22 protein-coding genes are annotated in these 20,269 nt (G+C 55.6%); 17 read left to right on the top strand and 5 right to left on the bottom strand.

From position 1 onward, the window contains the following. The first annotated feature begins 24 nt into the window (after window positions 1-24). Genes sapA through J8Z22_RS05390 form a run of 6 tightly spaced genes read left to right on the top strand, consistent with a single transcriptional unit; the run spans window position 25 to window position 5,529 of the window. Window positions 25-1,629, top strand: a complete 1,605-nt coding sequence (gene sapA / locus J8Z22_RS05415; protein ID WP_252009303.1) for an ABC transporter substrate-binding protein SapA — start codon at window positions 25-27, stop codon at window positions 1,627-1,629. After that, window positions 1,629-2,660 carry an ABC transporter permease subunit gene (locus J8Z22_RS05410; RefSeq protein ID WP_252009302.1) on the top strand — a complete coding sequence of 344 codons (1,032 nt, stop codon included), beginning with the start codon at window positions 1,629-1,631 and terminating at the stop codon, window positions 2,658-2,660. Before sapA ends, J8Z22_RS05410 begins: the two co-directional genes overlap by 1 nt. After that, window positions 2,647-3,537 (top strand): ABC transporter permease subunit, encoded by an 891-nt coding sequence (locus J8Z22_RS05405; RefSeq protein WP_028113818.1) that lies wholly within the window; start codon window positions 2,647-2,649, stop codon window positions 3,535-3,537. The genes J8Z22_RS05410 and J8Z22_RS05405 overlap by 14 nt, the downstream gene beginning before the upstream one ends. Beyond that, a complete protein-coding gene (locus J8Z22_RS05400) occupies window positions 3,537-4,532 on the top strand; it encodes an oligopeptide/dipeptide ABC transporter ATP-binding protein (protein ID WP_028113819.1) in 996 nt (331 codons plus the stop codon). Before J8Z22_RS05405 ends, J8Z22_RS05400 begins: the two co-directional genes overlap by 1 nt. Continuing rightward, window positions 4,529-5,317 carry an ATP-binding cassette domain-containing protein gene (locus tag J8Z22_RS05395; RefSeq protein WP_028113820.1) on the top strand — a complete coding sequence of 263 codons (789 nt, stop codon included), beginning with the start codon at window positions 4,529-4,531 and terminating at the stop codon, window positions 5,315-5,317. The genes J8Z22_RS05400 and J8Z22_RS05395 overlap by 4 nt, the downstream gene beginning before the upstream one ends. Further along, window positions 5,314-5,529: a GDCCVxC domain-containing (seleno)protein gene (locus J8Z22_RS05390; protein ID WP_084144502.1), complete on the top strand. Its 216-nt coding sequence runs from the start codon at window positions 5,314-5,316 to the stop codon at window positions 5,527-5,529. The genes J8Z22_RS05395 and J8Z22_RS05390 overlap by 4 nt, the downstream gene beginning before the upstream one ends. An 85-nt stretch (window positions 5,530-5,614) precedes the next feature. Here the strand turns inward: J8Z22_RS05390 and J8Z22_RS05385 are convergent, their stop codons facing one another. Next, a complete protein-coding gene (locus J8Z22_RS05385; RefSeq protein ID WP_252009299.1) occupies window positions 5,615-6,190 on the bottom strand; it encodes a sugar O-acetyltransferase in 576 nt (191 codons plus the stop codon). Between the two features lie 140 nt (window positions 6,191-6,330). Here J8Z22_RS05385 and J8Z22_RS05380 point away from each other — a divergent pair, with 140 nt between their 5' ends. The 4 genes from J8Z22_RS05380 (at window position 6,331) to J8Z22_RS05365 (ending at window position 9,768) form a co-directional block, all read left to right on the top strand. Further along, on the top strand, window positions 6,331-7,281 hold the full coding sequence (locus J8Z22_RS05380) for a LysR family transcriptional regulator (protein WP_252009297.1): 951 nt from the start codon (window positions 6,331-6,333) through the stop codon (window positions 7,279-7,281). A gap of 217 nt (window positions 7,282-7,498) precedes the next feature. Continuing rightward, entirely contained in the window at window positions 7,499-8,119 is a 621-nt protein-coding gene (locus J8Z22_RS05375; protein ID WP_252009294.1) for a DarT ssDNA thymidine ADP-ribosyltransferase family protein, read from the top strand. Window positions 8,120-8,122: 3 nt separating this feature from the next. Continuing rightward, on the top strand, window positions 8,123-8,818 hold the full coding sequence (locus J8Z22_RS05370; protein ID WP_252009292.1) for a hypothetical protein: 696 nt from the start codon (window positions 8,123-8,125) through the stop codon (window positions 8,816-8,818). 164 nt (window positions 8,819-8,982) lie between these two features. Next, window positions 8,983-9,768 (top strand): hypothetical protein, encoded by a 786-nt coding sequence (locus J8Z22_RS05365; protein ID WP_252009288.1) that lies wholly within the window; start codon window positions 8,983-8,985, stop codon window positions 9,766-9,768. A gap of 84 nt (window positions 9,769-9,852) precedes the next feature. On the opposite strand, the gene J8Z22_RS05360 is transcribed toward J8Z22_RS05365, so the two are convergent. Further along, the gene (locus J8Z22_RS05360) at window positions 9,853-10,338 is read right to left on the bottom strand and encodes a YajQ family cyclic di-GMP-binding protein (protein ID WP_028113823.1); all 486 of its coding nucleotides are present in this window, start codon (window positions 10,336-10,338) and stop codon (window positions 9,853-9,855) included. Between the two features lie 179 nt (window positions 10,339-10,517). Between J8Z22_RS05360 and J8Z22_RS05355 the strand changes: the two genes are divergently transcribed. Together J8Z22_RS05355 and J8Z22_RS05350 are read left to right on the top strand one after the other, a co-directional pair. Next, entirely contained in the window at window positions 10,518-10,883 is a 366-nt protein-coding gene (locus J8Z22_RS05355; RefSeq protein ID WP_245595609.1) for a VanZ family protein, read from the top strand. Next, the gene (locus J8Z22_RS05350; RefSeq protein WP_252009286.1) at window positions 10,868-11,761 is read left to right on the top strand and encodes a ketopantoate reductase family protein; all 894 of its coding nucleotides are present in this window, start codon (window positions 10,868-10,870) and stop codon (window positions 11,759-11,761) included. Before J8Z22_RS05355 ends, J8Z22_RS05350 begins: the two co-directional genes overlap by 16 nt. A gap of 42 nt (window positions 11,762-11,803) precedes the next feature. Here J8Z22_RS05350 and thiI read toward each other — a convergent pair whose 3' ends face one another. From thiI to pomA, 3 genes are all read right to left on the bottom strand, one after another. Next, window positions 11,804-13,258 (bottom strand): tRNA uracil 4-sulfurtransferase ThiI, encoded by a 1,455-nt coding sequence (thiI, locus tag J8Z22_RS05345; protein WP_028113825.1) that lies wholly within the window; start codon window positions 13,256-13,258, stop codon window positions 11,804-11,806. A gap of 138 nt (window positions 13,259-13,396) precedes the next feature. After that, window positions 13,397-14,320 (bottom strand): flagellar motor protein MotB, encoded by a 924-nt coding sequence (locus J8Z22_RS05340; RefSeq protein WP_035416089.1) that lies wholly within the window; start codon window positions 14,318-14,320, stop codon window positions 13,397-13,399. Between the two features lie 9 nt (window positions 14,321-14,329). After that, window positions 14,330-15,094, bottom strand: a complete 765-nt coding sequence (gene pomA, locus J8Z22_RS05335) for a flagellar motor protein PomA (protein WP_028113826.1) — start codon at window positions 15,092-15,094, stop codon at window positions 14,330-14,332. Window positions 15,095-15,269: 175 nt separating this feature from the next. Between pomA and xseB the strand changes: the two genes are divergently transcribed. The 5 genes from xseB to J8Z22_RS05310 all read left to right on the top strand — a co-directional run bounded on the left by xseB (window position 15,270) and on the right by J8Z22_RS05310 (window position 20,058). Then, on the top strand, window positions 15,270-15,509 hold the full coding sequence (gene xseB, locus J8Z22_RS05330) for an exodeoxyribonuclease VII small subunit (protein WP_028113827.1): 240 nt from the start codon (window positions 15,270-15,272) through the stop codon (window positions 15,507-15,509). Between the two features lie 2 nt (window positions 15,510-15,511). After that, a complete protein-coding gene (gene ispA, locus J8Z22_RS05325) occupies window positions 15,512-16,399 on the top strand; it encodes a (2E,6E)-farnesyl diphosphate synthase (protein WP_252009283.1) in 888 nt (295 codons plus the stop codon). 28 nt (window positions 16,400-16,427) lie between these two features. Then, window positions 16,428-18,293 (top strand): 1-deoxy-D-xylulose-5-phosphate synthase, encoded by a 1,866-nt coding sequence (gene dxs / locus J8Z22_RS05320; protein WP_028113829.1) that lies wholly within the window; start codon window positions 16,428-16,430, stop codon window positions 18,291-18,293. A 158-nt stretch (window positions 18,294-18,451) separates the two neighbouring features. Then, the gene (locus tag J8Z22_RS05315; protein WP_252009280.1) at window positions 18,452-19,162 is read left to right on the top strand and encodes an HAD family hydrolase; all 711 of its coding nucleotides are present in this window, start codon (window positions 18,452-18,454) and stop codon (window positions 19,160-19,162) included. 329 nt (window positions 19,163-19,491) lie between these two features. Next, window positions 19,492-20,058 carry a LuxR C-terminal-related transcriptional regulator gene (locus tag J8Z22_RS05310; protein WP_252009267.1) on the top strand — a complete coding sequence of 189 codons (567 nt, stop codon included), beginning with the start codon at window positions 19,492-19,494 and terminating at the stop codon, window positions 20,056-20,058. Window positions 20,059-20,269 lie beyond the last annotated feature (211 nt).

The raw sequence follows: 20,269 nt of genomic DNA, 5'->3' as shown, positions 1-20,269 counted from the left end.
ATCGCATCGACGTCAGTTAAAAACATGGCTAACTTTCGTGCTCTCGCACTGCTGCTGATTCTGGGCTCACTGCTCGGATGCAGCAAGACCGACTCCTCCCTGACATCGGGGCTGGTGTATTGTTCTGAAGCCAATCCAGAACTGTTCAACCCGCAGCTGGTCACCTCCAGCAGCACCTTGGACGCCAGCTCCAAGCAGATCTACAACCGTCTGCTGGGGTTTGATGACATCAGCGGTCAGCTGGTGCCTGAGCTGGCCAGCCGCTGGGAGATGTCTGAGGATGGCCTCAGCTATCGCTTTACCCTGCGCCAGGACGTCTGGTTTCAAAGCAACGATCGCTTCACCCCAAGCCGGCCGATGAACGCCGATGATGTGTTGTTCAGTTTTTTGCGCCTCATCGACACCAATCACCCTTACCACCGGGTGAATGGCGGCCAGTACCCCTTCTTTCAAAGCATCGAACTGGCCGACAACGTGCGGGCGCTGAAGCGATTGTCTGACCATCAGGTTGAGTTTCAACTGCATCAAGCGGACGCTACCTTCCTCACCAACATCGCCACCGATTTTGCCGTGGTGCTGTCGGCGGAGTATGGCGCACAGTTGCAACGGCAGCAGCGCATGGAGGAGATCGATTACCTGCCCATAGGTACCGGTCCGTTCCAGCTGGTGAACTACCAGAAAAACCAGTACATCCGTTACCGGCGTCATCCCGACTACTTCGGTGAACCCGCCGGCGTCGACCAGCTTATCTACGACATCACCCCGAATGCCACCAACCGCATGATCAAGCTGATTGGCGGCGACTGTGACGTGGCGGCACTGCCTCAGGTGGGGCAACTGTCGCTGATGCAGGAGTACAACGACCTGCAACTGGAGGCTCAGCCAGGGTTCAATGTGGCCTACTGGGCGTTCAATACCCAGAAACCGCCGTTCGACCAGTTGCCAGTCCGCCAGGCCCTGGCCATGGCGGTAAACCGGCAGAAGATCATGCAGGCGGTGTATCACAATACCGCCGCTCACGGTCAGGGGATGCTGCCTCCGATCTCCTGGGCCTATGAGGACCGTGGCACCAGCCTGCCCTACAACCCGGCGCTGGCCAAAGCCCAATTGGAACGACTGGGGCTGGGCACGCTGAGCTTTGATATCTGGGCGCCCCCCATCAGCCGCAGCTACAACCCCAATGCCATCAAGACGGCCGAACTGATTCAACAGGATATGGCCGCCATTGGCGTGCAGGTGCGCATTGTCAGCTACGACTGGAACCTGTTTACCAGCCGGTTGCGACAGGCGGAACACGATACGGTGCTGCTGGGCTGGAACGCCGACAACACCGATCCGGACAACTTCTTTACCCCGTTGCTGAGCTGCAGCGGACTGGTCTCCGGCACCAACCACGCCCGCTGGTGCAACGGCGACTTCGATCGGCTGCTGAGCGAGGCACGTACCAATGAAGACCGAGCCCAGCGACGCATTCAATATCAACAACTGGAGCAACATGTGCAACAACAGGTTCCGGTGCTGCCCCTGGCGCATGCCACTCGAACGCTCGGGCGAGTCCGCCAGCTTCAGGGACCGATATTGACCACGGTCGGCGGTATCAAATTTGCCCAGGTTAAACGGGTCGAGTAATGCTTAACTACCTGCTACGAAGAATTAATCTGTTTGTCCTCACCACCCTGATGCTGTTTGCGGTGGTGTACGCGGTCACCCTGGCGCTGCCGGGTGAGTTGGCCAGCAACCTGTCTGGCATCGCCGACCCCACCGCAGCCGAGATGGCGCAAATTCAGGACGACTACAACCTGAATCACGGCCCGGTGCTGGGGTACCTCTCCTACGTGGTAAAGCGGATCAGCGGCGACTTCGGCGTGTCTCTGAACTCCGGCGAGGCCATTGCCGACCAATTGTTGCAAGTGCTGCCAGCCTCGCTGGAACTGGGAATATTGTCTATCTTCCTGGCGCTGCTGATTGGTGTTCCCATTGGGATGCTGGTGACATTGAGCCGCAATGCCACTCTGCAACGGTTGGTGATGACCATCACCCTGCTGGGCTTTTCGGTGCCGGTGTTCTGGCTTGGGCTTTTGCAGATCATCACCTTCGGTATCCAGTTTGACTGGCTGCCGGCGTCCGGGCGCATCAACCTGATGTACGACATTCCCGACTTCAGCGGCCTGCTGCTGATCGACATCCTGCTGTCGGATGCCCCCTGGCGCGGTGCGGCCATGATGGACGCCTGGGCCCACCTGATTCTGCCGATGTCGGTGGTCATGGTGTTGCCGCTGACCATCATCATCCGCATTACCCGAGTCTCGCTGGCGGAAGAGCTGGATAAAAACTACATTCGAGCCTTGGAAGCCCGAGGGATCTCCCGCTACCACCTGATCATGAATCACGCCCTGCCCAATGCCATGGCCGGGGTGATTCGAGTGCTGGGCCTGCAATTGGGGCCCATTGCCAGTTCAACCATCATCGTCGAGTTGCTGTTTTCCTGGCCCGGCGTTGGTGCCTGGCTGGTGGCCGCATTGCGCCAAGGCGATTACACCGCCCTGCAGGGGGGGGTACTGGCCATCTCCCTGTTCATCGTATTCCTGAGCATCTTGTTCGACATCGCGCACACGGCGCTCAACCCCATCAGCCGGAAAGAGATCTATGGGCGAAATTAACATTTACTACGAAGAGAAAATCCCCTCTTTGTGGCAGACCATCTGGGACAGCTTTACCCGCAGCCCGTTGGCGTTGATTGGCCTGTGGTCGATGATGCTGATCCTGTCCATGAGCGTACTGGGACCGCTGATTGCCCCCTACTCGGCCTCCTACCAGGATCCCAACGCCCTGCTGGTGCCGCCCTCATGGGCCGATACCGGCACCGTGGAGCACTTCCTGGGAACCGATGATCTGGGCCGGGATCTGTTTTCCCGTATTCTGCATGGCGCCCACCTGACCTTTGGCTACGCACTGATCATCGTGCTGTTGTCACTGGTGTGCGGCTTTCTGATTGGCAGCCTGTCTGGGATGACCAAGGGACTGAAAGCCAGTGTCCTCAGCCACCTGTTGGATACCCTGCTATCGATGCCGTCGCTGGTACTGGCGATCCTATTTGCTGCCGTCTTGGGACCCGGGCTGTCTAATGTCATCTGGGCCATCGGCTTGTCACTGGTACCGCGCTTTGTGCGTACCATCCACAACGCGGTTCATGAAGAGATGCAGAAAGAGTACGTGGTCGCCGCTCGCCTCGACGGCGCCACCGCCTGGCAGGTGTTTTACGACTCGATTCTGCCCAACGTCTGGAACCCGGTGGTGGTGCAGACCACCCTGGCGTTCTCGGTGGCGATTCTGGACATCGCAGCCCTGGGCTTTATTGGCCTGGGTGCTCAGTCCCCCTCTCCGGAATGGGGCGCGATGATCGAACAGGGTCTGGATAACCTGCTGACCGCCCCCTGGACGGTCACCATGCCCGGGCTGGCGATTCTGTTCAGTGTACTGGCAACCAACGTGGTCGGCGACGGCCTGCGCCACGCCTTGCTGGAGGGTCGCCGCTAATGCACCTGCTTGATATCCGCAACCTCAGCATTGAGCTGGATACCCCCCACGGCTGGCTGGTGGCGGTGGAAAAATTCAGCCTGACGCTGCAGGAGGGCGAAATTCACGGCCTGGTGGGTGAATCTGGATCGGGCAAGAGCCTGTTGGCGCAGGCGATCATGGGCATCACCGACAAGCGCACTCGAATCATCGCCGACCGTTTAAGCTGGCGCGGCCAGGATCTGCTGACCATGTCGGTGAAAAAACGGCGCCAATTGATGGGCCGGGACATCGCCATGATCTTCCAGGAGCCGGCGTCGTGCCTGGATCCCGGCAGCCGAGTCGGTGGCCAGTTGATCGAAGCGATGCCAACCCCGGAGGGCGTACCCTGGTGGCGCCGCAACCGAGCCCGCAAAGAGCACGCCATCAAGCTGCTGCACCGGGTTGGCGTCAAGGATCACCAGCGGGTGATGCGTGCATTCCCGTGGGAGTTATCGGAAGGACTGGCGCAAAAAGTGATGATCGCCATGGCGGTGTCGCACCGGCCCAAGTTACTGATCGCCGACGAGCCCACCACCGGGCTGGAAACCGCCACGGCGGCTCAGATCTACCGGCTGCTGTCACAGCTGAACCAGACCAAGAGCGTGGCCATCCTGCTGATCAGCCACAACCTCAACTCGGTGGCACGTTGGAGCCACAACCTCAGCGTGCTGTATTGTGGTCAGATGATGGAATCCGGCAGCGTTAAGACGCTGATCAAAGATCCGTTCCACCCCTACACCAAGGCGCTGCTGGCCAGTACCCCCAGTGCCAATATGTCCCTGCTGCCCAAACACCACCTGGATACCCTGGACGGCATGATTCCCCCGCTGCAACACCTGCCCATCGGCTGTCGACTGGGGCCTCGCTGTCCCTATGCCCGCAAGGAGTGCGTCAATCCGCCTCGGATTGCCACCAAGAGTGGCCACGCCTATCGCTGCCACTTTCCCCTGAGCCAAGAGGAGGATGCCCAATGACCGCCCCATTGCTTGAGGTGAAAGAGCTGTCGAAACGCTTTCCCGCCGGCTACCGGCGTTTTCGCAAGGTGTACGACACCGCCCTGGAGCCGATCTCTTTTGAGCTGTACCCCAATGAGACTCTGGCCTTCGTCGGCGAAGCCGGATCCGGACGCACCACCCTGGCCCGCATCCTGGCCGGCGCCGAAGATCGCAGCAGTGGAGAGATTCTGCTGGAAGGCAAACAGCTGGAGATGCACGACCATAAGCAGCGCTGCAGCCTGATTCGAATGATTTTCCAGGACCCGACCACCTCGCTCAACCCCAGGTTGCGGATTCGACAACTGCTGGAGGAACCGCTGAAGTTCAACACCAGCGAGAGCAAAGAGGAGCGGCAGAAGACCGTCAACCGAGTGCTGAAGAAGGTGGGCCTGTTGCGTGAACATGGCGATTTCTACCCGCACATGATCTCCCACGGCCAGCGGCAACGGGTGGCCATCGCCCGGGCCCTGATGCTGTCACCGAAGATCATCATCTCCGATGAGGCGCTATCGGGGCTGGACTCGTCGCTGCGGGCTCAGTGCGTGAACCTGTTGCTGGAACTGCAGCAGAACCTGGGGCTGAGCTACATCCTGATGTCCCACGACCTCGGTTCTGTGCGGCACATGAGCGACCGGATGATCGTGTTGAAACGGGGCAAAATCGTCGAACAGGGTCGCACCATGGAGGTGTTTGCCAATCCGCAGCACGATTACACCAAGCGCCTGATTGACGAGCAGATGCTGACCATTGAGCGTCAAGTATGACTGTGGTTCTGCACTCGACCCTCACCTGCCCCCACTGCCAGTTTCAGGCACACGAAGTGATGCCGACCGACTGTTGCCTGTGGTTTTATCCCTGCCCAAACTGCAAACAGATGCTGACCCCAAAGGCCGGCGACTGTTGTGTTTTCTGCTCTTATGGGACGGTTTGCTGCCCGCCGGTTCAACAAGGGCTATGCGGCTGCTCTAAAAACTAAACAAGGAGCCTTTCGGCTCCTTGTTTCAACCCGGCATCCGAACTGAGTTCCGAAAATTCTCGAACTGGAACTCTGATGGTGACACCTACTGACTGCACATTTCCACACTTTCCCCTACCTCTAAACGGCGAATGCAGCGGGCCGGTGACCCCGCCATCAGCGTCAGCGGTTCGACATCCCGGGTCACCGTTGAGTTAGCGGCAATCACAGCGCCTCGACCGATGGTCACCCCCTGGGCTATCACGACACTGCCGCCAATCCACACATCGTCTTCCACCACGATGGGGCGACAGATGGTCTGCCAATTCCGGCGCTGGTGATAATCAAGGGAATGACCGGCGGTATAAAACTGACAATTGGGGCCAACCATCACATTGCGCCCCAGGGTAATGCGCGCGCCATCGAGCATGGTCACCCCCATGTTCAGGAAACAGCGCTCCCCCATCTCGATGTGACGCCCAAACTCGCAATGGAACGGCGGCGTAATCCAGCAGCCCTGCCCCAGAGTCATCAATGACCGAGACTCCTGCTGCGCCTGTTCAACACTCTCCGCGTGGTTGATTCGTTGCTGAGCCTGATAGGCCAGGTGTTTGATGCCGTTGATATAGGAATCACCGCCATCGTAATCCAAGCCCGCCAGCATCTTTTCGTATTCGGTCATTGCAGTCACTCTTCAACATTCCAAGGCACGGTGGTACCCGCCACCAACAATGGGATCATTATGGCGTTGAACTGATATCTACAAAAGTGAATTAATGTCCGTTATGATTTTCCAAAATGGAATAACGTATCGACGCCGCCATGTCCTTTGAACAACTGTCCCGACTCGATCTTAACCTGCTGATCTGCTTGCATGTGCTGCTGGAACAACGCAGCGTCACCAAGGCGGCTCACAAGCTGCACCTCAGCCAATCGGCCATCAGCAAAAGCCTGTCTCGCCTGCGGACGCAGTTTAATGATCCCCTGTTCCTGAGACAGTCCCATGGGCTGGAGCCTACCCCTTACGCCCGAAACCTGGCAACGCCGCTGAAGCAACTGCTGGGCGCGGTTGAAGCCCTCACCACTCCCGGTGACTTTCAGGCCAGTCGCAGCGAGCGCTGCTTTATGATGGCGATGGTCGAGACCATGTACCCTCTGCTGTTGCCACAGTTTCTCACCGAACTGCAGCAGCAGGCTCCCCTGGTGACCATTGACGCCCGAACCTGGGCCAGCGACAGCCTGGAACGATTGGCCCGGGGAGAGCTGGATTTTGGCATTACCGGCAAAGACATCCACTTTCAGGATGCTCGCCGAACCCTGCTGCCGCCAAAGGGCATCGTCTATGAAGAGTTGTATCGGGACTCACACTGCTGCTTGGTGCGACAGGGCCATCCGCTGTTACACCGGAACTGGGACCTGGACGCCTACCTGTCGGCCCGGCACCTGCAGGTGCGCTGCGATGAGCACGAACATTGGCTGCTGGATCTGAAGCTGGCGGAGCAGCAACGAAGCCGGACCATTGCCATGCACGTGCCCGATTTCAACAGTGCCGCCAGCGTTTGCGCCCATACCGACCTGATACTCACCGCCCCCGGCCGCTATGCCCGGCATATCGAGGCAGGGCTAAACCTGGTCATTGTGCCATTGCCAATGGCGCTTCCGCCCATCTCCTATACGCTGTTCTGGCATCAACACCATGACAGCGATGCCGGCCACCGTTGGTTCAGGGAGCTGATTCTGTCCCGATGCCAGCAGTCAACGCCTGAGCCATAAAAAAAGGAGCCGTCTGGCTCCTCTTTCACAAGGCGTCATGGTTTAGTCGCGGAAGTTCTCGAAGTTGTCAACGTGTGATGAGTAACTGTCAGCTGAGACTTTCATCAAATATGCGTTGCCCAACCCACACTAACAGGATGTTTTTTAAGTAACTATTTCGCCTAACAGCTTAAGCCTTGTACAATGGCTGGCAACAATGAGATGTCTGGAGCGTAAGATGATTGAGCAGATTTGCCAAAAGCGAAATATCACGGAGTTAGTTCATTTCACTGACGTACGCCACCTCCCAAGTATTGTACGGTTTGGCCTTTTGCCAAGAAACCGCCTTGGTGAAGTTCAAACAGAAACTTATCCAAACGATGAGCACCGACTAGACGGCCACCCCGAATCGGTCAGTCTCTCAATCTCATTCCCAAACTGCATGATGTTTTATAAATATCGGCATAAAAATCAGACACCATATGCAGTGGTATGCCTACAGCCAGCAGTTCTCTGGCAATTGAACTCCGCCTTCTATTCAGACAATGCTGCAAGCGCCGCTATGAGTCGGCTTGCTCCCAATAGCTTGATGACGCCAGCAGCTTTTAATGCGCTGTTTGATGAAATGGAAGGAGAAAGGTCGCGCCAAGAGCAACGCCTTCTGAGCAATCACCCTACCAATGTTCAGGCGGAAGTTCTTACCTTTGCGCAAATTCCCCCCCAATACATTACTCGTATTGTTTTTAATAACACCAAAATCGAACAACAATACCGTCCGCTCTTGCAAGGTAAGCCTACGGCAGTGCATGGTTACAGCTCAGATTTTTTTGGTTCACGTTCATACATGCTTGAGTATTAATCAATGGCGATCAGACCAGTTTTCATCCCAGCTCCTAACGGCCAACTTGGCGTTGTGGAAAAAATGCTCGACTTCAAGTGGGTTGCAGGTATGGCTGTAACCCAAAAGCAAAAGTCGATTCGAGAACTGCACCAAACAGCTTCAACTGTCGGCATCTCTCCTGTATTGGAAATTTCGAGTAAATCTGAGAGCGAGCTAGGGCAAAAGCTCAGTGCTTTTAATTTGACTTTCACAACTAAAAAACACAAACAAACGTATACTGTGGAATCTGCCTTTCAGGGGAGCAAAGTATTCGAAAATGGTGGACCATTTATTGACCTGATGACAGCTAAACCCAAGGACGCAAAGCGAGACATTAGGCTCAAAGAAGCAGGAAACCTAGTAGGCTTTAACTTTTTAGGAAAATCTTTTCCACCTGAGCCAAAAACCTTTTTCTATGACTGGCTATATATCAACGCCCTTTGTCAAAACAGTGAACTAGCTGATCAAGTATGTGATTTTTCAGGCTTCACAGATATTGAGTTTAACCCAAAAAAATCTATCAATTGCCAGGGGTACGCAGCAGCTCTATACCTAAGCCTAAAAACAAACAATAGGCTCTCGCAAGCATTAGCATCTCCGAGTGAATTCCTACGAATAACTCGTGAGCAGTATAAGAATCAGCTTCGAGCAACTCCCATTCAAAACAAGATGTTTTAATCAGCCAACCCAGAGACTTTAAAAGCTATTCATTAAATACATACCCCCACTAAGCAGTACTTATGAACCTAGTGACAGAGAAGGCTACACAGAGAAAGTCATGGTAACCAGCTGCTTTGATTTGATAAAGTACTCAAACCACAACATCAGCGGAATAAGGCGACATGGATAAGAATCGAAGCTTGATTGAAGTCTGTTATCAGGGAGAAGCAGGTAAATCGAACATTCGGACCCGAATCTTTGATGGCGAAATTTATGTATCTCTTTCTGATACGCTGCAAACACTTAGCAGAGAAAATGCGGTCATAGACCCAAAACATCGCCCCTCATCCTTAACCAATCGCTTAAAACGAGTGATCAACACTCTCGAAGCAGATGAGTACCGGAACGTAATGGTTGATGACCCACGTTACAATCCTGGCACTGATGACCCCAGACACTCTAAGATGCCTGACACGTTCATCAATCAAACCGGATATCTACGAGTACTTGCCGGTGATACAAGTGAGGCTGGAAAGTGTTTTCAGAGATGGTTGTTCCGTGATGTGATACCTACGATATACAAGCATGGCGAATACCCCGCTCCAGTAGACACTTCCAAATCACTTTTGGAACAATCTACGGCTTTGCTTGTTCGCCTTGCTGAGGACCTGAACCAAAATGTGCGAGAAACAGAACAATTAAAGCAAGATATGGCTGGTATCAAAGATCGCCTAGCCGTTATAGAAACCGTTCAGTCTCCAGGATCTAGAATGATTTCTCTGAATTCTCGCTTAATGGAACTCAATTTAAAGTTAGATGATTCTCAGATGGCTCATGCAGCTGCATTATGCGACAAGCTCAGAGCTGAAGTAGTCGGCCCTTGGATTGAATGTCCTAAAGGTGGTGGGAGATACGACAAGCAATTTGAGCAATCAATCATAGATACTGCAATAAAACAATCACGTTAAGCAACCTTTTACATATTGAAGCTGATAGTTAGATTTAAAAACGGGGAGCCAAGGCTCCCCGTTACTATTTGCGCCAATCGGAGACTAGTCACGGAAGTTCTCGAACTGGAACGGCTGCCCCAGATCCGCTTCCCGGGTCAGGGCCATCACCGCCTGCAAGTCGTCACGCTTCTTGCCGGTGACCCGCATCTTATCGCCCTGAATCTGCGCCTGAACCTTAATCTTGCTGTCTTTGATGGCCTTAATCAGTTTCTTGGCCACGGCCTGCTCGATGCCCTGCTTAAACTTGCAGTTGCGGGAGAAGGTTTTACCACTGTGAACCGCTTTCTCGTCCACCTCCATGGCCGACGAGTCCACCTTACGCTTAGCCAGGCTGCCGCGCAGAATGTCTTCCATCTGCCGCAGCTGAAAGTCGCCTTCGGCTTTCATGATCACCACCATATCGCTCAGCTCGAAGCTGGCTTCCACACCGCGAAAATCGAACCGGGTGGTCAGCTCTCGACTGGCATTATCGACGGCGTTACGTAACTCAACGGCATCCACTTCAGACACGATGTCAAACGAAGGCATGGTTTACTCTCCATAAACTGAGGCGGTGGCGTTGACCGGCCACCAGAAATTAAGCTGTTGATGTGAGTCAGAGTTTACTCTCTCTGGGGCCGGAGACAATCACCTCGAGGTAAAACTCTGACCTGGAAAGCCTCGCTCAGGAGTGGGATTTATGGCCGAGGATCGCTATTATTGCCCCCATGATGATTTTGACCTCCCCCAGCCCGCAGCAGCGACAATGGTTTCGATTCAGCCTGTTATTGGTGATCGGCGCCTTCTCCTACCTGCTGTTTGGCGAACCGAGTTACCCTCAGCCTTTCAGCCACACCGACAAGCTGGGCCACCTGGCCGGGTTTGCCACCCTGGCACTGCTGCTGCACCTGGCGTTTGACTGGCCCAAGAGCTGGCAGTTCGCCGTACTGGCGCTGTACGCCGGCCTGGTGGAACTGGTGCAGTCCTATCTGCCCTACCGCCAGGCCGACCCCATGGACTGGCTGGCCGACATGGCCGGAGTGCTGATGTTCCACCTGTTTCTGGCGGCGGTACGACGATGGCAGCGACCCTAGCCATTCTGGGCGGCGGTGCCATTGGTCAGTTGCTGGCGATGGATCTCTGCCAGCAGCAGCACTCGCCGATATTGCTGACCCGTCCAGACTCCGCCACCGGGATCATTCGGCACCAAATGCAGCGCCTGGATGGCTCCGTTCAGCATCACAGCCTGCGCCACGCCCCCAGCAACCAGCCTCAGCACTGCGATGCCGTGCTGGTTACCACCAAGGCGTACCAAGCGGAAGCGGCTCTGGCACCGGTGCTGGCCTGGCTGCCCGCCTCGACCCCCATCGTACTGCTGCACAATGGCATGGGCCCGCAACAGCGACTGGCACAGCGCTTCCCCACTCACAACTGGTGGGCTGGCATGCTGACCGACGGTGCCCTCAAGCGAGGGCCGCACTCGGTGAGTCATACCGGCCAGGGCGTGCGTTACCTGGGGCCGCTGGCCGGACAGGGACGGATGCCCGAGGCGGTGACCGACATCGGCTTTATCAGCGAAGCGACCATTTTACCCCGGCTATGGCAAAAGCTGGCGGTGAATGCCCTGATCAACCCGCTGACCGCCTGTTATGGTTGTGCCAACGGCGAACTGATTCGCCCCGGTTATCGAGCCGAGTTGCAGCGGCTCAGCGACGAGTTAGCGGCAGTGGCCAAAGCCGAAGGCATTACAATGACGGCGGAGCAGATCCTGACATGGGGCCTGAGTGTGGCCGAGGCCACCTGCGGCAACCGCTCATCGATGCTGCAGGACATCGGCGCCAACCGCAGCACCGAAATTGATGCCATCAGTGGCTTTGTGGTGGAGCGGGCCCAGGCTCATGGCCTGAATGCCGACGCTCATCAGCACAACCTGACCCGGGTCCGTCAACTCAGTAACCGCGCCCAGGCATAAAAAAAACCGCCAACAGGCGGTTTTTTTTCGGCATCGACACGCTTAAGGGCGGTATACCTTTACGTTGTCATAGCCCTGCTCTTTCAGGTACAGCGCCTGCAACTTACTCATGACGCCGCGATCGCAATACAGCAGATAGGTGCGGCTCTGGTCCAACTCCTTAAAGGCGGAACCCAGCTTGAAGAACGGCAGAGTCACCACATCGACACCGTCCATCAGCAGCGGTTTCTCCTCTTCCTCTTCCGGCGCCCGAATGTCCAGCACCACGGCACCGGCGGTCGGCGTGTCCACGGTTTCCATCTCGGTCACCCGAGCCTGTTCCTCTTTTGCCACGTCGCGAATGTCCATCACTTTGGTCTCCGCCATCACCCGTTCAATCAGGTCTTCAGAAAACTTGGCTTCTTCCGCCTCGATTTTTGACAACACCGCCTTCACCGTTGGCTTCTGGGAGATCACGCCGCAGTATTCCGGCATTGCCGCCGCGAAACTTTCGGTGCCAATCTGGCGGGCCACGTCGATGATCTCCTGCTTGTCCCAGGTCACCAGCGGACGCAGAATCACGGTATCGGTGACCTTATCGATGACGTTGAGGTTGGTCAGGGTCTGGCTGGACACCTGGCCCATGGCTTCCCCGGTCACCAGGGCAGGAATGTTGAACCGCTGAGCCACTTCACTGGCCACTCGCATCATCATCCGCTTAAGAATCACGCCCATCTGGCCGTTGTCGACCCGCTCGAGGATCTCTTCCACCACGGGTTCAAACGGAACCGAGATGAAGCGCACTTTGTGCGAGGAGCCGTATTTGTGCCACAGGTAATAGGCCACCTGCTTAACCCCCTGCTCGTGGGCGGCGCCACCGAGGTTAAAGAAGCAGAAATGGGTCCGAGCGCCACGCTTGATGCACTGGAAGCTGGACACGCCAGAATCGAATCCGCCGGAGATCAACGACAGGACGTCTTCCTGGGTGGCAATGGGGAAACCGCCCATGCCATCGTGACGCTTCTCCACCAGATAGAGTTTGTCGTCTTCGATTTCCAGGCCGATCACTTCATCGGGATCCTTGAGGCGAACACCGGCCGCTTCGGTATGCTGGTTCAACCCGCCACCGACGTAACGCTCCACCTCCAGTGAATTGAAGTCGTGCTTGCCGCGGCGCTTGGCGCGTACGCAAAAGGTTTTGCCTTTCAGGCGCTCGGTGAACACCGGCAGAGCATGCTGAAAGATGTCGTCGATGGTTTCAAAGTTGTACTGACGCACTTCCAGGAAGTGGTGGATACCGGGCATGTTTCTCAGGGACACCACCAGCTTGGCGGTATTGTCGGCATCATCAAGGCTGCTGGTCGCACTGATGTGATCCCAGTTAAAACGCACGCGCACGGACTCGTCGGTTTTCCGCAGCACGTTGCGAATGTTGGACTCGAGCAATTTACCGAAGCGCTTGCGCACCGATTTGCTCTTGATCATGATCTCGGGATGCAGCTTGACGATAAATTTCATGAGCTTCCTGTACAGGCAAAAAAACAAAGCGCGGCATTATACCTGAGCTTAGGGATTCGGGAAACAACCAGGAGATGGCCAAAACCACATTTGAAGCGAGAGTGGGCCGAAGAACACCGCGTGTCTTCGGCCCGGAAACTACTGGATTGCCGGAATCTCTTCCGAAAGTTTAGGCTTACCCTGAGTGATCGCAATCTCGACCCGGCGATTTTTGGCCCGGCCTTTGGCATCATCGTTGCTGACCAGAGGCTGACTGTTGGCCTTGCCAATGACCTCCATCCGCAGCGGGTCGAAGCCTTCCACCTTGATCATTTCATGGGCGACCGATACCGCCCGTTGCGACGACAACTCCCAGTTAGAACGGTATAACTCGTTCTGAACCTTGGCGTTATCGGTATGGCCGGTGACAGTAACAATGCCTGGCACGTCTTTCAGCAGGTCGGCCACCGCTCGAATGACCGGCCGGAACTTTGGTTGCAGAAACGCGGAGTTCGCCGGAAACGCCCCCTTCTCACGAATGCGGATAACAATCTGCTGCCCGAGGGATTCGATCTCGATGGCACCGTCTTCGACCTGCTCCTGCAGTTGCTGAGCCAGCTTTTTCGCCAGCGCATTGGCACTGGCCTGAGTCTGAGAGGACGCGCTGGTGTCTTCACTGGCGCCGCCCTTTAATTTGCCGTCGTTGCTCTGCTCGCTGCCTGCCACCGGATCGGCACCGGGCTCAACGTCAAGGTGATTCTTCGTGAACTCAATGGTTTGCTGGTTGATGACTTCGATGGGTGTTGGTTCGGGGCGACCAGGGCGAAACTCCTGAGCAATCACCGAGGTTCCCTTGGGAATGTCCTTCACCTCCAGCTTATTCTGTACCCCGAACGCGTACTTCATCGAGCCGGCAATCTGCTTAAACTTGAGTACGTCCATCTCAGAGAACGCCAGCAACAGCACGAAGAAGCACATCAGCAGGGTGCTGAGATCGGCAAAGGTGGCCATCCAGGCGGGGGCGCCGGGGGCGACTTTCTTTTCCGGTGGAGCGGCGTCGTCACCGCCTGCGCTAAGCGTCATCTGTGGCGTCTACTCTTCGGTGGTGGAAATTTTTCGCTGATTTTCATTGAGGTAATTCTTCAGGAAGCCCTCGATCACCCTGGGGTTCTGGCCATCCTGAATCGCCAGCACCGCGTCCATGATCAGACGGCGATTGAGCATCTCTTCGCTCATCCTCAGTTCCAGTTTATCGGCAATGGGCGCCGCCACCATGTTGGCAATGATGGCACCATAGAGGGTGGTCAGCAAGGCGACCGCCATGGCGGGTCCGATGGACTTGGGATCGTCCATGTTATTGAGCATGGCCACCAGGCCGATCAGGGTGCCGATCATCCCCATCGCCGGGGCAACGTCAGCCAGGGCGCGAAAGATACTGGCGCCGAACTGATGGCGCTCGATGGTCAGCCCGATGTCCTTAGACAGCGCCTGACGCACCACGGTGGCATCGTGGCCATCCACCAGCAGGTCGACCGCTTTCTGCATGAAGCTGTTGCTGATCTCCGCCTCTTCCAGAGCCAAAAAGCCGCCCTTTCGAGCCGAATCCGCCATCACCACCGATTGTTCAATCAAGGCTTCGGGCTTGTCCAGCTTGAACATAAAGGCTTTCGCCGCAATTTTTACCGCACCGAAAAACTGGCCGATATTGAACTTCATCATTACAACGAACAGCGAACCGCCCACAACAATGAAGATAGACGGGAGGTTGATGAAGACCCCAGGGTCACCGCCATTCATCATTGCCATAACGATGAAAGCAAAGGCGCCAAGAAGGCCAATAAGGGTCGCCAGATCCACGAAATCTCCTGAAGTGTCTGAATTTTCGGCTGTCCCCGAGGGGAACATCGATTGCCTATTGTCTTTATCGGTCCGTCGCAGCGCAAGTTTAATGAAATTTAATGTTAAGCGGCCACTGTCATTGATTCGACGGGCACAAACAAGTACCTTTGTGCAGCAATTCAAGGAGCCTATCATGGCAAAAAAACCGGACAATCTTAGTTTTGAACAAGCTCTGGCAGAACTGGAACAGATTGTTGCCAATCTGGAACAGGGAAATGTGCCGCTGGAACAGGCACTGAAGCAGTTTGAGCGAGGGATTCACCTCGTACGAGCGAGCCAGCTGAAATTAACCCAGGCCGAACAAAGCGTGCAGATGCTCACCAAGGATGAGGAAGGCAACGCGCAACTGGTTCAGTTCGATTCTCAGGAGTAACCATGCTGAGCGCCGCTCTGACTCAGTACCGTCAACGTGTTGATCAACACCTAATTGCCCATTTTGACCGACTTCCCGATTGCGCTCCGCGCCTGCTGGAAGCGATGCGCTATGGCACCCTGCTCGGTGGCAAGCGCGCCAGGCCGTTTCTGGTGTATTCCGTCGGCACCATGCTGGGCGCCGAAGAGACCACTTTGGATCCGCTGGCCGCCGCGGTGGAGTGCATTCACGCCTACTCGCTGATCCACGACGACCTGCCGGCCATGGACGATGACGACCTGCGTCGGGGGCAAGCCACCTGCCACATCGCCTTTGATGAAGCGACCGCCATTCTGGCCGGAGACGCACTGCAGACGCTGGCGTTTGAGATTCTGGCCAACTGCGAGCTGCCTTCGGAGTTGGAGCCAAACCGCATCGCCATGATTCGAGTACTGACCCGAGCCTCTGGCTATCAGGGAATGTGCGGCGGCCAGGCGATTGATCTGGCCTCCACCGACAGCCGTATCTCTCTGGAACAATTGACTCAGTTGCACCGGCTCAAAACCGGCGCCCTGATGCGAGCCAGCGTCGAGATGGCCACCCTGGCGGTGGCCCAACTGGCACCGGAGCATAAACTGGCACTGACCGAGTACGCCGACGCCATCGGCCTGGCGTTTCAGGTTCAGGATGACATCCTGGACATTACCGCCGATACCGAGCAACTGGGCAAACCCCAGGGATCGGATGCCGATGCCAACAAGAGCACCTTCCCGTCATTGCTGGGACTGGACGGTGCCTGTGAAGTGGCTCAGAGTCTCCATCAAGATGCCCTGACATCGTTGGCCAAATTGCCATACAATACCGACCTACTTACTGACTTTGCTCGCTATATTATCGAGCGCGGCCAATAAACAAGATAACAAAGAAGCGACCGTCACAATGAGTTTGGATCTGAACGATTATCCACTCCTGGCCAAGGCTGAATTGCCGTCAGACCTGCGCCAGTTGCCCAAAGCCGAACTGCAGAACCTGGCCGATGAACTGCGCCAGTATCTGCTGCGCTGTGTCAGCCACTCTTCCGGACACCTGGCTTCAGGCCTGGGGACCGTGGAACTGACTGTCGCCCTGCATTACGTTTATAACACCCCGTACGACCGTCTGGTGTGGGACGTCGGCCACCAGGCCTACCCTCACAAAATCCTCACCGGCCGAGCCCGGCAGATGCCGACCATTCGCCAAAAGGGTGGCCTGCACCCCTTCCCATGGCGAGAAGAGAGTGAGTACGACACCCTGAGCGTCGGCCACTCCACCACCTCAATCTCTGCCGCGCTGGGGATGGCCATTGCCGCCGATCGCGAAGCTCAGGGACGCAAAGTGGTGGCGGTCATTGGTGATGGCGCCCTGACCGGTGGCATGGCCTTTGAGGCGCTGAACCACGCCGGAGACATCCACAAAGACATGCTGCTTATCATCAACGATAACGAAATGTCGATCTCCGAGAACGTCGGTGCCCTGAACAACCACATGGCCCGGTTGATGTCGGGCCGCCTGTATACCACCATTCGAGAAGGGGGCAAGAAAGCCCTGGCCGGCATGCCACCGATCAAAGAGTTGGCCCGCCGTGCGGAAGAGCACCTGAAAGGGATGGTGGTCCCCGGCACTCTGTTCGAAGAACTGGGTTTCAACTACATCGGCCCCATCGACGGCCACGATGTCGACGGCCTGGTGGATACCCTGAGCAATATGCGTAACCTGAAAGGGCCGCAAATTTTGCACATCATGACCAAGAAAGGGAAAGGGTACAAACCGGCGGAAGAGGATCCCATCGGTTACCACGGGGTACCGAAATTCAATATTGAAGAAGCCAAACTGCCGAAGTCCAAACCGGGACAACCCACCTTCTCCAAAGTGTTTGGTGACTGGCTGTGCGACATGGCCGACGCTGACGACAAGCTGATGGGCATCACCCCGGCGATGCGCGAAGGCTCCGGCATGGTGGAGTTTTCTCAACGCTTCCCGCAGCAGTATTTTGATGCGGCTATCGCCGAGCAACACGCGGTTACCCTAGGCGCGGGCTTTGCCTGCGAAGGCTATCATCCGGTCGTGGCCATCTACTCGACCTTCCTGCAGCGCGCCTACGACCAGGCCATTCATGATGTCGGCATTATGAACCTGCCGGTGCTGTTTGCCATCGACCGGGGCGGACTGGTGGGCGCCGACGGCCAGACCCACCAAGGCGCTTTCGACCTGTCGTTCCTGCGCTGTATTCCCAACTTCACCATCATGGCTCCGGCGGATGCCAATGAGTGTCGGCAGATGCTGTACACCGGCCATAAGATGGATTCTCCGGCCGCCGTCCGTTACCCAAGGGGCACCGGGCTGCCGGTTGAGATTCAGTCAGAGATGACCGAATTGCCCATCGGCAAAGCGGAGATTCGTCGCCAGGGCCAGGGGCTGTGCATCTACAGCTTCGGCACGCTGCTGCCCTACGCGCTCGAAGCCGCGGAAAAACTGGACGCCACGGTGATCAATATGCGCTTCGTGAAGCCATTGGATGAGCAGATGGTGCTGGAGATGGCCGCCAGTCACGACCGACTGGTGACGCTGGAAGAGAACGCCATTATGGGCGGCGCCGGCTCTGCGGTGCTGGAATGCCTGAATCGCCACAAGGTGGCCAAGCCGGTGTTGCAGCTGGGACTGCCGGATCGCTTCATTGAGCAAGGCACCCAGGAAGAGATGCACACCGAACTGGAGCTGGACGGCCCCGGCATACTGAAACAGATTGGTGCCTACTTCGGCGACTGATCCCCCTCAGCCTGCATCAGCAACCGGAACCGGCTCCGCCGCTTCCGGTTTTTTATTGCTCTAACGACGAAAAATGAGAACGCTCAATTCTGATTTTTAGTCTTTTTTTCCCCTCTTCTCGATGGCAAAGTGTTGGTCTTTACCGTGATGAAACCACCATGCCACTGGACGCCATACTGTGGGACTACGACGGAACTCTGGTTAACTCGGTTCCCAAAAATATCAATATTACCCAGTCCATTCTTGCCGACATCGCCCCTCACCTGACCGGAGCCAACCTGCCCCATTGGCTGCAAAGTGAATCCGCATACCACCACGCCAATCACGCCGCGCGCAACTGGCAGGACTTATACCAGAACTACTATGGACTGAGTGCCCAAGAAACCACCGAGGCTGGCGCCCTGTGGGCCAAGTACCAACGCAGCAACACCACCGAAGTGCGCCTGTTTGAGGGGATCGCCAGCCTACTTCACTCCCTGACCAGCCTGCCCCACGGAGTGTGCTCACAAAACGACGCCAGCACCATCTGGGCGCTGCTGAAACGGGAAGGGGTAGACACGCCGTTTCATAGCATCATGGGATACAACGATGTAGAGGGTGGTCAGCAAAAGCCTCACCCGGCCGGAGGCCTGCAATGCGTCGAGGCAATCTTTGGCGCCAAGCGGCCTCGGCAACTGATGTACATTGGCGATCATCAAGGCGACGTTGAGTTTGCTCGAAACCTGAATCAGGCACTGGGGTCGGATTGCAATGTTATCGCGGTCACTGCGGCCTACAGCGGGGCGACGCCGCAGCGCTGGCAACAGCAACCCGACCACGTTGCCGACACGCCACAATCCCTATTGTCGATATGCCAGAGTTACTTGTAGTTTCCCCAAAGGCAGGATCAAAAAAGCCGGTCAGCGTGGCTGACCGGCTTTGTCACTGCGCGGAAAGTTAACTCAACAGCGGCATCGCAGTGGAGAACTTCTCCACTTTTACCAATGACTCATTAGAGAGGTGCCGACATAGCGAGACTGACGCCACAAAATGAACCACCAAGCCGTAACCCGATTACATCAACAATCAAAATGGGCGATCCAGATCGACTTTTAAACTTTGATTTTGAAACCCGCATTCTCTGTAGATCGGTCAAAGTACCAGCCTCAAATCTGAGTAAACTATTATTTAAGTTTTAAGTTATTGGTAGTTATCAATAATGGCTTTCCCTTGTGGTTGGGCTTTATACAAATTTAACGACACACCTGTATTCGTCTCTGATATTACTCCATTAAACCCAATGAGTTCATTAGAGTATTTTGACTATACATACCTGTCGACATCCGAACAGAAATTTAAAACGCAAGCCGCATCCATATTTAATCGCTTAAGCCGTCTTAACCGTTCCGGCTTTAATGTGATGATTGAGGACAATCTGTACCGGGTTAAAGTTTTTTCCATTAGCGATCCAAGCTCCAAGGATCCGAATGGCGTGCTGTTGACCTTCTTTTCCGCCGACAGGTGGGGTCAGGCTCCTCAACTAAGTAGCTCAGAGGCCAAGCGCCTGTTAGCCACTGCTACTCAGCAATGTCCGCTCAAGCTCAAGAGCAAAACCCGTGAGATCATCAAACTCACTGCAATGGGTCTGAGGGCACAAGAGATTGCGGATGCCTTAAATTTAAGCAGCCGTGGGGTGGATTACCACTTGGATATCGCAAAGAAAAACTTTGGTGCCGCCAATAAGGCCAATTTGATCTTTTTGGCGACGAAAGCGGGCTGGATTTAATCTGGCCAATTTAATAAAAATCAATACCATTAATTAGTAGGGGATGTTTTGAATATAATCAAAGCCGGCAAGAAAGCGCTGCCATTTATTTTGGCTTCGATACTAATCGGGTGCGGTGATTCTGATGAAAGTGCTATTTCTCCAAGCCCAGATAAAGAGCCTCCGAAGCATGATAATTTCCATCTGGATATCGAACCCAACAGCCAATTTA

This window comes from Ferrimonas sp. SCSIO 43195 (genome assembly GCF_023716685.1).
GTDB lineage: Bacteria > Pseudomonadota > Gammaproteobacteria > Enterobacterales > Shewanellaceae > Ferrimonas > Ferrimonas kyonanensis.
Note: the sequence above shows the minus strand (reverse complement) of the source record. Positions and strands in the feature narration are given on the sequence as shown.

Bases quoted from the DNA above. Each gene is read 5' to 3' on its own strand.
- ispA (WP_252009283.1), top strand. From the start codon at position 15,512: ATGCTGAGCGCCGCTCTGACTCAGTACCGTCAACGTGTTGATCAACAC.
- J8Z22_RS05350 (WP_252009286.1), top strand. From the start codon at position 10,868: ATGGCAGCGACCCTAGCCATTCTGGGCGGCGGTGCCATTGGTCAGTTG.
- thiI (WP_028113825.1), bottom strand. From the start codon at position 13,258: ATGAAATTTATCGTCAAGCTGCATCCCGAGATCATGATCAAGAGCAAA.
- J8Z22_RS05360 (WP_028113823.1), bottom strand. From the start codon at position 10,338: ATGCCTTCGTTTGACATCGTGTCTGAAGTGGATGCCGTTGAGTTACGT.
- J8Z22_RS05385 (WP_252009299.1), bottom strand. From the start codon at position 6,190: ATGACCGAATACGAAAAGATGCTGGCGGGCTTGGATTACGATGGCGGT.
- J8Z22_RS05365 (WP_252009288.1), top strand. From the start codon at position 8,983: ATGGATAAGAATCGAAGCTTGATTGAAGTCTGTTATCAGGGAGAAGCA.
- J8Z22_RS05390 (WP_084144502.1), top strand. From the start codon at position 5,314: ATGACTGTGGTTCTGCACTCGACCCTCACCTGCCCCCACTGCCAGTTT.
- J8Z22_RS05405 (WP_028113818.1), top strand. From the start codon at position 2,647: ATGGGCGAAATTAACATTTACTACGAAGAGAAAATCCCCTCTTTGTGG.
- J8Z22_RS05400 (WP_028113819.1), top strand. From the start codon at position 3,537: ATGCACCTGCTTGATATCCGCAACCTCAGCATTGAGCTGGATACCCCC.
- J8Z22_RS05310 (WP_252009267.1), top strand. From the start codon at position 19,492: ATGGCTTTCCCTTGTGGTTGGGCTTTATACAAATTTAACGACACACCT.
- J8Z22_RS05375 (WP_252009294.1), top strand. From the start codon at position 7,499: ATGATTGAGCAGATTTGCCAAAAGCGAAATATCACGGAGTTAGTTCAT.
- J8Z22_RS05355 (WP_245595609.1), top strand. From the start codon at position 10,518: ATGATGATTTTGACCTCCCCCAGCCCGCAGCAGCGACAATGGTTTCGA.
- J8Z22_RS05410 (WP_252009302.1), top strand. From the start codon at position 1,629: ATGCTTAACTACCTGCTACGAAGAATTAATCTGTTTGTCCTCACCACC.
- J8Z22_RS05380 (WP_252009297.1), top strand. From the start codon at position 6,331: ATGTCCTTTGAACAACTGTCCCGACTCGATCTTAACCTGCTGATCTGC.
- J8Z22_RS05315 (WP_252009280.1), top strand. From the start codon at position 18,452: ATGCCACTGGACGCCATACTGTGGGACTACGACGGAACTCTGGTTAAC.
- J8Z22_RS05340 (WP_035416089.1), bottom strand. From the start codon at position 14,320: ATGACGCTTAGCGCAGGCGGTGACGACGCCGCTCCACCGGAAAAGAAA.
- J8Z22_RS05370 (WP_252009292.1), top strand. From the start codon at position 8,123: ATGGCGATCAGACCAGTTTTCATCCCAGCTCCTAACGGCCAACTTGGC.
- sapA (WP_252009303.1), top strand. From the start codon at position 25: ATGGCTAACTTTCGTGCTCTCGCACTGCTGCTGATTCTGGGCTCACTG.
- J8Z22_RS05395 (WP_028113820.1), top strand. From the start codon at position 4,529: ATGACCGCCCCATTGCTTGAGGTGAAAGAGCTGTCGAAACGCTTTCCC.
- xseB (WP_028113827.1), top strand. From the start codon at position 15,270: ATGGCAAAAAAACCGGACAATCTTAGTTTTGAACAAGCTCTGGCAGAA.
- dxs (WP_028113829.1), top strand. From the start codon at position 16,428: ATGAGTTTGGATCTGAACGATTATCCACTCCTGGCCAAGGCTGAATTG.